The sequence below is a fragment of the Neisseria dumasiana genome (assembly GCF_022870885.1).
GTDB classification, from domain to species: Bacteria; Pseudomonadota; Gammaproteobacteria; order Burkholderiales; family Neisseriaceae; genus Neisseria; species Neisseria dumasiana.
The window spans coordinates 617,144-628,979 of sequence record NZ_CP091509.1 but is presented as its reverse complement, the minus strand read 5'-3'; the positions used below and the strand labels follow the sequence as shown (position 1 = coordinate 628,979).

Genomic DNA, 11,836 nt, shown 5'->3' with positions numbered 1-11,836 from the left:
CAGCAAGCCGATAGGCCGTCTGAAATTTATGATGCAATAAAGCGGAATTTACTTTTCAGACGGCCTCGGCACGGGCATTCGGCCGAAATCGCCGGCACAGGCGTTTTAACTGAAAACACCGCCGCAACGGAACGTTGAACAGGTTAAGGCTTCACCGGCCATACAGCTTTACCGCAACCTGTGCCCGCGTGCGCCAATCTTCCTGCCCGCCTTCTGCCAAAATCCGGCAGCACGCTTCGCTCAAAAGCAACCACTTACGGCGTTCCAGAGCAGCCATGCGGTGCAAGGTATGCGGCAGTTCTCGCGCGGCGAAAGGGTTCAGACGGCCTGCCTCGGCCGCCCAATCTTGCACGGCTTGGATAACGGCGGTATGGATTTGCGCTTCCGAGAGGCCGTCTGAAACGGGCTTAAACCATCCCAACCATGCAGCAGCTTCCAACCACAATACGGCGGCATCGGGCGACAAGGTTTCGTTCTGAACCAATGCGTATAAATCGGCGTGCAAACGCTCGCGCTCATCGGGCGGCAGCGCGGCGGCGGAAGGCAGCAAATGCTCCAACAGAGCCTGATGTACGGGCTGCGGCAAAGGGTGGCGGCTCAAGCGTCGGTAAAACGCGAAACGCAAAGGAAAAGCCGTTTCCCACACTTGTTCAGCCGCACGAGCCGATGCCTGCGGGGCAAACAAGCAGGCCAACACCACCAACAGGCGTTCGCCGTCGCCTTCCGCGCTCAACCAATGTCTTGGCGCAATACGCGCCAACTCATCCGCCCGGCCTGCCGATTCGGGGTCAAAAGCGCGAATCGCTTCGGCGGTTTGCCGGCTGAGGTGTTTTTGTTGGTATTCTGCTTCGGCAGCTGAAAAATCACTGCGGCCGTCTGAAAGATAAGCCGCTGAAGATGTGAAGAAAAAATCTGTGCGTACCGATTGGGCTTCACGGATTTCTTTCTTCCAGCGGCGGGCTTTAAACGGGCTGAGCCGCTCGATGCGCAGATAAATATCGGGGTGGGTGGCCGCCAGTTTGTCGAAAATATCGGCCTCATGCACGCCTTCAAACATAAAGTGGGCATATTCCGCAGCATAAGGCGACGTTAACCTTCTATGGGAAGCCACCGCCACTTTATATAACGCCGAAGCCAAACCGTCGCTTTGGCGCGTAAACTGAACGGCGGAAGCGTCTGCCAAAAACTCGCGCTGCCTGCTGATGGCCGCCTGAATCCAGCTTGCGGCCAACGAACCCACAAAGCCCAAACACAGCAACACTACACCCAAAAACATGGTCGGCAGGCCGCGGCTTTCGCCGCTTCGCAACGAAGACCCGGTATCGCCGTGCATAAAAAAATGGCCGAGGCTGGTTATCATCTGCAAACCGTACAGGCAGCCGCACAACTGCATATTGCGGCGCATATCGCCGTTAAGAATATGGCTGAATTCATGCGCCACTACCGCCTGCAGCTCATTGCGGTCGAAACCTTGAACCGCACCGCGTGTGATGCCGATAACGGCATCATTCTCGCTCATGCCTGCCGCAAAAGCATTCAGGCTCAAATCGGGCAGCACATACACCTTAGGCATACGCACGCCCGAAGCAATGGCCATTTCTTCCACCACATTCAGCAAACGCCGTTCGGCCAAACCCGCTTTGCCGCGCGTTATCCGCATGCCGCCCAAAGCTTCGGCAACCACATGGCCGCCTGCCGAAAGCTGGCGCAAACGCACCCAGCCCGCGCCTATGATAACCGCCGAAATAGCTGCAAACACCACAATAAAAATGGTTTTGCTGTACCCGATGCCGGAGCCTTCGGAAGGCGGTACGATGTAGAACGAACAGATAAGCGCGGTAACATAAGCAGTCAAGCCGGCCACCGACATCACGGCCAAAGCATACAGGCACAAAAGCCCGCTGCTGATGCGGCGGGCGTCTTTCTGATATTGACGGAAACGCATAATCAGGCTGCTCAACGGCGCAATTCAATCTGCGGCACACGGCTGATTACCGCATGGTCGTCAAATTGCAGCATGGCCGCGTTGTGCCGGTGTCCGAAAAAATCGGCCAACAACGATGCCGGGAAGGTTTCGCGGGCGTTATTGTAGGCCAGCACCGCATCGTTATAGGCTTGGCGCGCAAACGCTACACGGTTTTCCGCACCGGCCAACTCTTCGGTTAACGCTTGCACCGAACGGTTGGCCTGCAACTCGGGATATGCCTCCACCGTCACGCTCAACTGGCGCAAAGCGGCGCTCAACTGATGCTCGCCCGCCGCCAATGAAAGAATATCCACCGTGTTTTCATCTGCCCTGCCGACGGCAGCCGATTCCAACAACCCCGCCGCATGGTTGCGCGCCTGAATCACCGCTTCCAGCGTTTGGCTTTCGTGTTCCAAATAGGCCCGCGTGCTTTCCACCAAATTCGGAATCAAATCATGCCTGCGCTTGAGCTGTACTTGGATTTGTGCAAACGCATTGCGGTATTCGTTACGCTCACGCACCAAACGGTTGTAAATCACGATCGGCAGCACCACCAGCACGCCTATCAACACCAGCAAAACCAACCAACTCATCGCATACCTCGTCTATCTGTCATATTATGTGTTTATATTATCAGGATATTGCAGGCAATGATAGAAAGAATCCTGCCGGCATACCGCTTTTAAAGCCAATCAATAAACAGGCCGTCTGAACAATTTCAGACGGCCTGTACCATAGCCTACCGATAATCGGCTTTAATCATGAAAAGGCTGAACTTAAGGCGCAGGTTTGGCAACGGCTGTTGCGCCTACCGCACCCTGCCACTCTTTATCTCTCTCTTCAGAATAGACGTAACCGGTTAATACGCTGCCGTTTTTGCCGTATAAGCCGCCGATAAAATGCCCGTCGGGCACTACTTTCGTCCTTTCGTTACTCAAAAACATCAGATTTCCGGCTACGCTCCCGCGCTCATCCACATTCACAAAAGCAGGGCTTTTGGGCGTTCTGCCTTGATGCAGCTTCCACACACCGTCTTCACGCGAAGTAATGGTCATGCTCAACGTTTTATCCTTACCATAATACACGGCCTCGACATCCGCCTCAGAAGGGTTGTTAGGGTAAGCTTTGTATTGATACAGCATTTTGCCGTTGTAGGTAATGTTTTCAAGCCCTACCGGACGCTTCATCAAAGTCGGATCTGCATATTGCATAAAGTAATGGTGATCAACCGCATACTGTTCACGGTTATCGTCCAGCCTCTGTTCGGCCACACGGGCATAACCATAATAGCCGACCAATGCCCCTTCGATATCGCGCAATGTTTCTATTTGGTGTTGGCCGGTGAAATGATGGGGCTTAATAATGTCGAGTTCTATTTTTTTCGAGCCTTCATTGAATATCATTTTAAAGAAACCGTCTGTTATCAAACCACCTTTGGCATATGGGCTTAAACGGGAGAATACTTCCTGATCCGAAGGACGGGCTTCTGCTTGAGGCTCGGAATTGTCGGTTTTCAGCAATTCAGGCGCAAGTTCTTGTTTGGACTCCTGTTCAGGCTCCTGTTTAGGCTCCTGTTTAGGCTCTTGTTCAGGCTCCTGTTTAGGCTCTTGCTTAGGCTCTTGCTTAGGCTCTTGCTTAGGCTCTTGCTTAGGCTCCTGTTTAGGCTCCTGTTTAGGCTCTTGCTTAGGCTCCTGTTTAGGCTCCTGTTTAGGCTCTTGCTTAGGCTCCTGTTCAGGCTCTTGCTTAGGCTCCTGTTCAGGCTCTTGTTTAGATTCCTGTTTAGGTTCTTGTTTAGCTTCTTGCTTAGGCTCCTGTTTAGCTTCTTGCTTAGGCTCTTGTTCGGGTTCTTGTTTAGCTTCTTGTTTAGGTTGAGATCCTTCATTAGAAGAATTTTGCCCGTCTAAATCCTGAGATTTGTCAGCCGATTCTTTCTTCGCTCCGTGAGCCTCCAATTGCGGCTTAGACACAGCAACAGGTGCTTTATGGCCGCTGCTTCCGCAAGCCGCGAGTACACATGCAGCAATGATAGTGAGCGTAACGTTTGATTTCATGGTAGGTATTTCCTTATTGTTATGATCGAAAAGTTTTGCCGGACACAAGCTTTGCTTTGTCCGGCATGGGTTCTGACAGTTATGTCGACCGCTATATTATCATATTAACGGCTCTTGATTTGAATAAACTTAACCCCCGAGCGGATTACATTACATCCAGCGTTTCAATGCCCAGCAATTCCAAACCTTGTTTCAGGGTTGCGCCGGTTAATTTGGCCAACTGCAACCGGGTATTGCGGGCCTCGCCTTGCGCTTTCAGAATCGGGCAGGCTTCATAAAAACGGCTGAACAGGGTGGCTACTTGGTAGAGATAGCCCGCCAAATAATGCGGGTGGGAAGTATCGGCGGCAGACTGCAACACGTCTTCAAATTTCAGCAATTCAACGGCAAGCTGTTTTTCCAACGGTTCGGTCAACACCGGCGCGGCGGTTTCGTCCCACTCCCCTGCTTTGCGGAACACGCTTTGCACGCGGGTGTAGGCGTATTGCAGGTAAGGCGCGGTATTGCCTTCGAAACTGAGCATGTTGTCCCAATCGAACACATAATCGCTGGCGCGGTTTTTGCTCAAGTCGGCGTATTTGACCGCGCCGATGCCGACGGTACGGCCGATGGCTTTGGCTTCGTTTTCAGCCAATTCGGCATTTTTGCTCTTTACCAACTCTGTTGCACGCTCAACCGCTTCGTTGAGCAAATCCACCAGCTTCACGGTATCGCCGCTACGGGTTTTGAACGGCTTGCCGTCTTTGCCCATCATGGTGCCGAAGCCGATAAATTCTGCCTGTACGTTTTCGGGCAGATAGCCTGCTTTGCGCGAAGTGGTAAACAGCTGCTCGAAATGCAGTTTTTGGCGGTGGTCAACCACATACAGCAAACGGTCGGCTTGAAGTGTGCCTACACGGTAACGCATACAGGCCAAATCGGTGCTGGCATAGAGAAAACCGCCGCCTTGTTTTTGCACGATAAAGGCAGCCGGATCGCCGTCTTGGTTTTTAAATTCGTCTAAAAACACCACTTTGGCACCGTCGTCGTCCACAGCCAAACCTTTAGCGCTCAAATCATCGACTACGGCCTGCAAATCGTCGTTGTATATCGATTCGCCGGCCACATCGTCGGGCGTGAGCAGCAAGCCGAGCGTGTCGTAAACATTCTGCGCGTGCTTCAGAGAAATCTCGACAAACTGCTTCCACAGAGCCAAAACGTGTTCATCGCCGCCTTGCAGCTTCACCACATATTCGCGGGCGGTGTCGGCAAACGCGGCGTCTTCATCGAAGCGTACTTTGGCATTGCGGTAAAACTGTTCCAAATCGGCCAGCTCAAACTCGGCGTTGTCTTGTTGTTGTTCCACCATATAGGCAACCAACATGCCGAACTGCGTACCCCAGTCGCCCACATGGTTTTGGCGGACAACCTTGTGGCCTAAAAAGCCGAGAATGCGGGCGATGCTGTCGCCGATGATGCTGGAGCGCAAATGGCCGACGTGCATTTCTTTGGCCAAGTTGGGCGAAGAATAATCGATCACGACGGTTTGTTTGCGTTCCGCTTCTTGTACACCCAAACGTGCAGTGTCGGCCAAGGCTTTTTGCAGGCCGTCTGAAAGAAAGGCGGGGGCAATGCGCAGGTTGATGAAGCCGGGGCCGGCCACTTCGGCGCGTTCAATCACGTCGCTGCCTGATAAAGCATCGGCCACTTTTTGCGCCAACTCGCGCGGTTTTTGTTTGGCCTGCTTGGCGGCGCCCATCACGCCGTTGATTTGAAAATCGCCGAAATCGGCATTTTTAGCAGGCTGTAAAATCACGGGGGCACCGGCGATACCGGCCGCGGCAAAGGCTTGTTCCGCTTCGCGGGATACGGTTTGATGTAGATTCATGTAGATGCTCTGTTTTGAATGTATTAAGTGTAAGCATGTGATTGGTCGCTTGCGGAACAGTTTTTAGAACAATCCGCAGGGGCAAGACAAAACACTGCGAGATTGGACATCCCTAGGGGCTTTTAAACGCGGCAAATATAGTTGTGGATATTGATCCGAAATACCGCCGCAATGCCGACGAACAACATGCTTTAAAGGCCGTCTGAAACGGCCTGATTCGGAATGGGCTTATTTTAAAAGAAATCGGCTTGATGAAAAATCTTTTTCTGTTTCGGCAGATGATTCGGCGTGTTGTGGTGTTGATTGATCTCACGATGATGCAGGGCAACGCGATTTCAAAGCAACAGGCAGAGACCTTTGCAAGGAGTTTGCAAAAATGTCAGGCCGTCTGAACGGTTACTTTCAGACGGCCATGCGGATACGCCGACTTTATCTTCTCTTGCGGCCGCCGTCGTTATCCGACCAAATGCCGCCGCGCTCGTTATCGCTGTCTTTATCGTCGAACATGCCTGCCAATTTGGAACCTATGCTGCCATTGTTTTTGCCGGTATCCATGCCGGCCTGCTTGATTTCGTCGGCAAACTGTTCCTCGCAGGGAATGCCGTTACGGTCGCCGTCCATCTTCACATTGGGGCAGTATTCTAAGAAATAGGGGCTGAAGTAGATTAGCCCTAAACACCACACCAAAGCCGCAAAGTTTTTAACTGCTGCTTTGGTGTCCCGAAGTTAAAACGAAACTCACATTCTTTCAAGAACAGAGGAAAAGATTTTCGGTCAATTCCGTTGTATTTGCGCAAGACACGTTTCGCCTGATTCCAAAAATTCTCAATGCCGTTGATATGGTTGTGTCGGTCGGCAAACTTTTTGCTGTGATTAATCCTGTGATGGTGAAAACCGCTGACATCCAACACGTCGTAACTGCTCAGGCAGTCCGTATAAACTACGCTATCAGGTGTAATTTTCCTTGTAATAACAGGAAATAAACTTTCCTTTCGGGCATTATTCACTACAACCGTATAAACCTTACCTCCACGTTTAAGGATACCGAAAACCACCACTTTACCTGCTGCTCCCCTACCGCGCTTTCCTTTACGCTTACCGCCGAAATAGCTCTCATCCAATTCTATAGTGCCCTCAAAAACCTGATCTGCTTCCAAAGCCAAATGATGGCTGATAACAAGACGGATTTTACGGTAGAAGAGAATAGCCGTATTGGGCTGAATACCCAAGATATCGGCAGCAGAACGTGCGGTTACTTCCAATACAAAATATTCAAGCAGTTTTCTTTGCAGACTCTTCTTTAACTTACAGTGGGTTATCTTCATTTTGGCAGCCTATCATGACTGCTAATCTACGTCAGCCCCAAGAAATATTGCGCTTCGGCAAACGATTTCATTTGCGAGCAATGTGTGCGTCCGTCGCATTTGAAAGGGGAAGCGGATTTCCTTTGCGCGGGAGATTCCACCGCCCTTTTCCATGCTTCGCGTTCGGCCATCATTTTGTCGGCCACTTGATCGACCATTACGCCCGTTACGCGGTGTTCGGCCTGATAATCCTGCCAACGGCTCAAGCCGTAATAGCCGGCCGCACCCAACAGGGGAATGCCCACCAAAGCAGCCACCATGCCTTTCAGCCAAAGCGACAGGTTTTTAGGCGAGTCTTCTTCTGTTTCGATATCCACCGCAACGGGCTTGCGGCGGCGGTTGGTGTATTCGATATTTTTGGCTTCTTCCGTGCCGTGGCTGTTGCTGACGATGTCGAACGACACGGTTTCGCCGTCGCGCGGGGGCGGATTTTCGGTTTCAAATTCACCGATATGGGCAAAGATTTCAGATTTGGTTTGTTCTTCTTTAATGAATCCGAAGCCGAGCTCGTAGTCCCAGCGCATAATGGTTCCGTGATAGCGCATGCTTTCCCTTTTTTAGCTTGTAATCTTGTGGTTATGCAATTGCTATATTTTAAAAGAAACTGTTGCGAAATACATCTTTTTTTTATGTTTGTAAGGCTTAAACGGCGTTTTTTCAGACGGCCTTGACAAACTTATTGAAAAGATTAATATAAAATCACTACATAAGATAACAAAACGCTACAAATCCAATCATGTCTGCCATCGAGATTACTCCCATCAGCGAATCGGCATTGGTTTGCGTGCTGCCGCCGCCCGCCGCGCCGGAAAAACAGCAGCGTTTGTGGGCATTTGCCGATGCCGTGCAAAATCTGCCCGAAACGGCTGAGGCCGTTACCGGCATGAACAATCTGACGGTATTTCTCCGCTCCGATGCAGACCTGACCGCATGCACGCACATCTTGCTTGAGATATGGCAGTCAACCGCCGCCCGCCGGAAAAAAGGCCGCCACATCGATATCCCCGTTTGTTACGGCGGCGAATACGGTGCCGATCTGCATGAAGTTGCCGCATTTCACCGCACCACGCCGCAGGAAATCGTCCGACGCCACACCGAACCGGTTTACACTGTGTTTATGATGGGTTTCCAACCCGGCTTTCCCTATTTGGGCGGACTGCCCGAACATCTGCACACACCGCGCCGCGCCGTGCCGCGCACCGAAGTGCCTGCCGGCTCGGTGGGCATAGGCGGCAGCCAAACCGGCGTGTATCCTTTTGCCTCGCCCGGCGGCTGGCAGCTGATCGGGCGCACGGAAATATCTTTGTTTCAGACGGCCTCATACCCGCCCACCCTGCTTCAGGCGGGAGACACGGTGCGTTTTGTTGCCGAAAAGGTTTGCCTATGATGCATGTTATCCAAGCGCCCGCTTTGGCACATATTCAAGACTTGGGCCGCTTCGGTTTGCGGCGTTTCGGCGTCGGCCATGCCGGAGCGATGGATACGCTTTCGCTGCGCGCGGGCAATCTGCTGCTGTGCAATGCCGAAAATGCGGCAGCCGTAGAAATCACGCTCGGCGGGCTGACCGTTTCTTTTGAACACGATACGCCGTTCTGCATCACCGGCGCAGTGTACGAAGCCGAACTCGACGGCGAACCGGTTTATTCTTATTGGCGTTATACCGCACGGCGCGGGCAAACGCTGAAACTCGTGCGTGCCGTGCAGGGCATGTACGGCTACTTGTGCGTATACGGCGGCTTTAACGTGCCCGAAGTGCTGGGTTCGCGCAGCACCGATTTAAGAGCGGCTTTCGGCGGTTTCGAAGGCCGCAGGCTTCAGGAAGGCGACAGCATTCCGCTCAACATCCGCGGTGCCGAAGCCAAACGCATCGGCATCGCTCCGCCCACACCGTCGCACCGCATCCGTGCCGTTCCTTCTTCCGAATACGCTGCGTTTACGCGGCATTCACACTCGCTGCTGTGGCAAAACGCATGGACGCTGCAAAGCAACAGCAACCGTATGGGCTACCGTTTTGAAGGCGCGGAACTTACCACCGCCGAGCCGCTGGAAATGCTTTCCCACGCCGTCCAATTCGGCACCATACAAGTACCGCCGAGCGGCAAACCGATTATCTTGATGGCCGACGCACAAACCACCGGCGGCTATCCCAAAATCGCCTCGGTCGTTGCCGCAGACTTAGGGCGTTTGGCACAAATCCGCTTCGGCAGCAAAATCTTTTTTCAGACGGCCTCCATGCAAGACGCCGCCAACCTGCTCAAACAAAACCAAATTTATCTCAACCAAATCAAAAGGATTGCGGAAAATGCACGTTGATTTAAACGCCGACTTAGCCGAAGGCTGCGGCAACGACCACGCCCTGATGCAGCGCATTTCGTCGGCCAACATTGCTTGTGCGCTCCATGCGGGCAATGCGGCTCAAATGCAGAAAGCCATCGCTTGGGCCAAACAATACGGCGTGCGCATCGGTGCGCATCCGGGTTATCCCGACCGCGAAAATTTCGGCCGCACCAACATGACTTTGCCCGAACAGGAATTGCGCGCCTATCTGCAATACCAGCTCGGTGCATTGCAGGCTTTGTGCGATGCGACAGGCGTTCAGACGGCCTATGTCAAACCGCACGGTGCTTTGTATAACCAAGCTGCCGCCGATGCCGCGCTGGCCGCCATCGTGGCCGACGCCGTGCGCCGCTTCAACCCCGAACTGAAACTGATGGCACTCTCCGGCAGCCTGTTGCTCGAAGCCGGGCAAGCCGCCGGTTTGGAAGTGATTTCGGAAGTATTTGCCGACCGCCGCTACCTGCCCGACGGCAAGCTCGTGCCGCGCACACGCCCCGACGCCCAAGTGGACAGCGACGAAGAAGCCATCGCCCAAGTATTGCAAATGGTTAAAGAAGGCACGGTAACGGCGGTGGACGGCAGCACGGTTAAAGTGCGCGCCGACAGCATCTGCCTGCACGGAGACGGCGCCCATGCGCTCGAGTTTGCCGACAAAATCACCCAAGCCTTAACAGCAAACCGCATCGGCATACAGGCCGTCTGAAAACAATCCATACCGATAGTGAACTAATAACAATATCTGCTGTCTTGCTAAAGTATCTTGCATTTTTTTGACAATTCATAACAAAAAAGTGCGCACAACACCGCAAGTTGTTTGCGCACCATACACACCATCAAACCGAACAGCACTTCAAACGCAAAACATCCCAACCATAAAAGCATTAACCGCATACATTGCCGCAAGCACCCCGCAGCAATGGTGCGGAAATATAACAACAACAGGAGAACTCTATGTCAAACAACAACCGCCGCAACACCCTTATCGGCGCGGCTTTCTTGATGGCCACCTCGGCTGTGGGGCCGGGCTTTCTTACCCAAACGGCCACGTTTACGCAAAGCCTGCTTGCCAGTTTCGGCTTTGTGATTTTGGTGTCGATACTGCTCGACATCGGCGCGCAGCTCAATATTTGGCGCATCATCGCCGTATCCGAACAACGCGCCCAAGACATTGCCAACCGTGTTTTTCCCGGTGCGGGCTATTTTTTGGCTCTGCTGATCGTGATGGGCGGATTGGCTTTCAACATCGGCAACGTCGGCGGTGCAGGTTTGGGCATCAATATTCTCACCGGCCTATCGCCCGAAATGGGTGCGATTATCAGCGGCGCGGTGGCCATCGGCATTTTTCTGTTTAGGGAGGCGGGAAAAGCGATGGACAGATTCGCCCAAGTGATGGGCTTCATCATGATCGCTCTCACGCTTTATGTGGCATGGCGGGCATCGCCGCCTTTGGGCGAAGCGGCACTGCGTACTTTTGTGCCGGTAAAACTGGATGCGGTGGCAATTGTTACCTTAGTGGGCGGCACGGTGGGCGGCTACATCACTTTTGCGGGCGCACACCGTTTGCTCGATGCCGGCATTAAAGGCAAATCGTCATTACCCGAAGTCAACCGCAGCTCGGTTTCGGCCATTCTGATCGCTTCCGTGATGCGGGTTATCCTGTTTCTCGCCGTGTTGGGCGTGGTATCCCAAGGCGTAACGTTAGACCCGAAAAACCCCGCCGCCACACCGTTTGAACATGTTGCCGGCCATGCCGGGCTGCTGATTTTCGGCGTGGTGATTTGGGCGGCCTCGATAACTTCCGTTATCGGTGCAGCCTATACTTCGGTATCGTTTATTTCAGGCTTCAGCCCGCGTATCGAAAAAAACCGCAATGCTTGGATTATCGGCTTTATTCTGGTTTCAACGCTGGTGCTGGCAACAATCGGCCGCCCCGCCCAAGTGTTGGTGTTCGTCGGCACCCTCAACGGCTTGATTCTGCCGATTTCCCTAGGCCTGATTCTGCTGGCCGCATACCGTTCCGATATTGTCGGCGACTACAAACACCCGAAATGGATGACGGTGTGCGGTTTGATTGTGGTAATCGCCATGGCGGTATTAAGCGGCATGACTTTAATCAAATACATCGGCTCGCTGGCAGGTTAAAAACCATCTCCTCAAGCCGCGTATATGAACAGGCCGTCTGAAAAGAAATTTTCAGACGGCCTTGAAGTTTGGGGAAAAACAAACTCAACAGCAATACAAACTCACAGCG

Annotated in this window: 12 protein-coding genes; 5 read left to right on the top strand and 7 right to left on the bottom strand. The window is 52.9% G+C overall.

Annotation, left to right across the window (positions count from 1 at the left end; all coding sequences use genetic code 11):
- Positions 1-151: 151 nt before the first annotated feature.
- The 4 genes from LVJ88_RS02850 to argS all read right to left on the bottom strand — a co-directional run bounded on the left by LVJ88_RS02850 (position 152) and on the right by argS (position 5,884).
- The gene (locus LVJ88_RS02850) at positions 152-1,945 is read right to left on the bottom strand and encodes a M48 family metalloprotease (RefSeq protein ID WP_085418147.1); all 1,794 of its coding nucleotides are present in this window, start codon (positions 1,943-1,945) and stop codon (positions 152-154) included.
- 11 nt (positions 1,946-1,956) lie between these two features.
- On the bottom strand, positions 1,957-2,559 hold the full coding sequence (locus LVJ88_RS02845) for a LemA family protein (RefSeq protein ID WP_085418146.1): 603 nt from the start codon (positions 2,557-2,559) through the stop codon (positions 1,957-1,959).
- Between the two features lie 183 nt (positions 2,560-2,742).
- Complete coding sequence (locus tag LVJ88_RS02840) at positions 2,743-4,017, bottom strand: cell envelope integrity TolA family protein (RefSeq protein WP_085418145.1); 1,275 nt, start codon at positions 4,015-4,017, stop codon at positions 2,743-2,745.
- A 145-nt stretch (positions 4,018-4,162) separates the two neighbouring features.
- On the bottom strand, positions 4,163-5,884 hold the full coding sequence (gene argS / locus LVJ88_RS02835; protein WP_085418144.1) for an arginine--tRNA ligase: 1,722 nt from the start codon (positions 5,882-5,884) through the stop codon (positions 4,163-4,165).
- A gap of 248 nt (positions 5,885-6,132) precedes the next feature.
- Here argS and LVJ88_RS02830 point away from each other — a divergent pair, with 248 nt between their 5' ends.
- A complete protein-coding gene (locus LVJ88_RS02830; protein WP_158087936.1) occupies positions 6,133-6,276 on the top strand; it encodes a hypothetical protein in 144 nt (47 codons plus the stop codon).
- Between the two features lie 37 nt (positions 6,277-6,313).
- On the opposite strand, the gene LVJ88_RS02825 is transcribed toward LVJ88_RS02830, so the two are convergent.
- Genes LVJ88_RS02825 through LVJ88_RS02815 form a run of 3 tightly spaced genes read right to left on the bottom strand, consistent with a single transcriptional unit; the run spans position 6,314 to position 7,793 of the window.
- Positions 6,314-6,505: a hypothetical protein gene (locus LVJ88_RS02825; protein WP_085418143.1), complete on the bottom strand. Its 192-nt coding sequence runs from the start codon at positions 6,503-6,505 to the stop codon at positions 6,314-6,316.
- 50 nt (positions 6,506-6,555) lie between these two features.
- On the bottom strand, positions 6,556-7,209 hold the full coding sequence (locus LVJ88_RS02820; protein WP_085417784.1) for an IS1595 family transposase: 654 nt from the start codon (positions 7,207-7,209) through the stop codon (positions 6,556-6,558).
- 26 nt (positions 7,210-7,235) lie between these two features.
- On the bottom strand, positions 7,236-7,793 hold the full coding sequence (locus LVJ88_RS02815) for a cold-shock protein (RefSeq protein ID WP_085418142.1): 558 nt from the start codon (positions 7,791-7,793) through the stop codon (positions 7,236-7,238).
- Between the two features lie 191 nt (positions 7,794-7,984).
- Here LVJ88_RS02815 and pxpB point away from each other — a divergent pair, with 191 nt between their 5' ends.
- The 4 genes from pxpB (at position 7,985) to LVJ88_RS02795 (ending at position 11,727) form a co-directional block, all read left to right on the top strand.
- On the top strand, positions 7,985-8,635 hold the full coding sequence (gene pxpB, locus LVJ88_RS02810) for a 5-oxoprolinase subunit PxpB (RefSeq protein ID WP_085418141.1): 651 nt from the start codon (positions 7,985-7,987) through the stop codon (positions 8,633-8,635).
- Positions 8,632-9,561 (top strand): 5-oxoprolinase subunit C family protein, encoded by a 930-nt coding sequence (locus LVJ88_RS02805; protein ID WP_085418140.1) that lies wholly within the window; start codon positions 8,632-8,634, stop codon positions 9,559-9,561. Before pxpB ends, LVJ88_RS02805 begins: the two co-directional genes overlap by 4 nt.
- Positions 9,551-10,288, top strand: a complete 738-nt coding sequence (gene pxpA / locus LVJ88_RS02800) for a 5-oxoprolinase subunit PxpA (protein WP_085418139.1) — start codon at positions 9,551-9,553, stop codon at positions 10,286-10,288. Before LVJ88_RS02805 ends, pxpA begins: the two co-directional genes overlap by 11 nt.
- A gap of 248 nt (positions 10,289-10,536) precedes the next feature.
- On the top strand, positions 10,537-11,727 hold the full coding sequence (locus tag LVJ88_RS02795) for an NRAMP family divalent metal transporter (protein WP_085418138.1): 1,191 nt from the start codon (positions 10,537-10,539) through the stop codon (positions 11,725-11,727).
- Positions 11,728-11,836: the final 109 nt, after the last annotated feature.

What these genes read in the sequence shown, in the direction of transcription:
- LVJ88_RS02850 (WP_085418147.1), bottom strand. Translation starts at nt 1,945, where the DNA reads ATGCGTTTCCGTCAATATCAGAAAGACGCCCGCCGCATCAGCAGCGGG.
- LVJ88_RS02845 (WP_085418146.1), bottom strand. Translation starts at nt 2,559, where the DNA reads ATGAGTTGGTTGGTTTTGCTGGTGTTGATAGGCGTGCTGGTGGTGCTG.
- LVJ88_RS02840 (WP_085418145.1), bottom strand. Translation starts at nt 4,017, where the DNA reads ATGAAATCAAACGTTACGCTCACTATCATTGCTGCATGTGTACTCGCG.
- argS (WP_085418144.1), bottom strand. Translation starts at nt 5,884, where the DNA reads ATGAATCTACATCAAACCGTATCCCGCGAAGCGGAACAAGCCTTTGCC.
- LVJ88_RS02825 (WP_085418143.1), bottom strand. Translation starts at nt 6,505, where the DNA reads ATGGACGGCGACCGTAACGGCATTCCCTGCGAGGAACAGTTTGCCGAC.
- LVJ88_RS02820 (WP_085417784.1), bottom strand. Translation starts at nt 7,209, where the DNA reads ATGAAGATAACCCACTGTAAGTTAAAGAAGAGTCTGCAAAGAAAACTG.
- LVJ88_RS02815 (WP_085418142.1), bottom strand. Translation starts at nt 7,793, where the DNA reads ATGCGCTATCACGGAACCATTATGCGCTGGGACTACGAGCTCGGCTTC.
- pxpB (WP_085418141.1), top strand. Translation starts at nt 7,985, where the DNA reads ATGTCTGCCATCGAGATTACTCCCATCAGCGAATCGGCATTGGTTTGC.
- LVJ88_RS02805 (WP_085418140.1), top strand. Translation starts at nt 8,632, where the DNA reads ATGATGCATGTTATCCAAGCGCCCGCTTTGGCACATATTCAAGACTTG.
- pxpA (WP_085418139.1), top strand. Translation starts at nt 9,551, where the DNA reads ATGCACGTTGATTTAAACGCCGACTTAGCCGAAGGCTGCGGCAACGAC.
- LVJ88_RS02795 (WP_085418138.1), top strand. Translation starts at nt 10,537, where the DNA reads ATGTCAAACAACAACCGCCGCAACACCCTTATCGGCGCGGCTTTCTTG.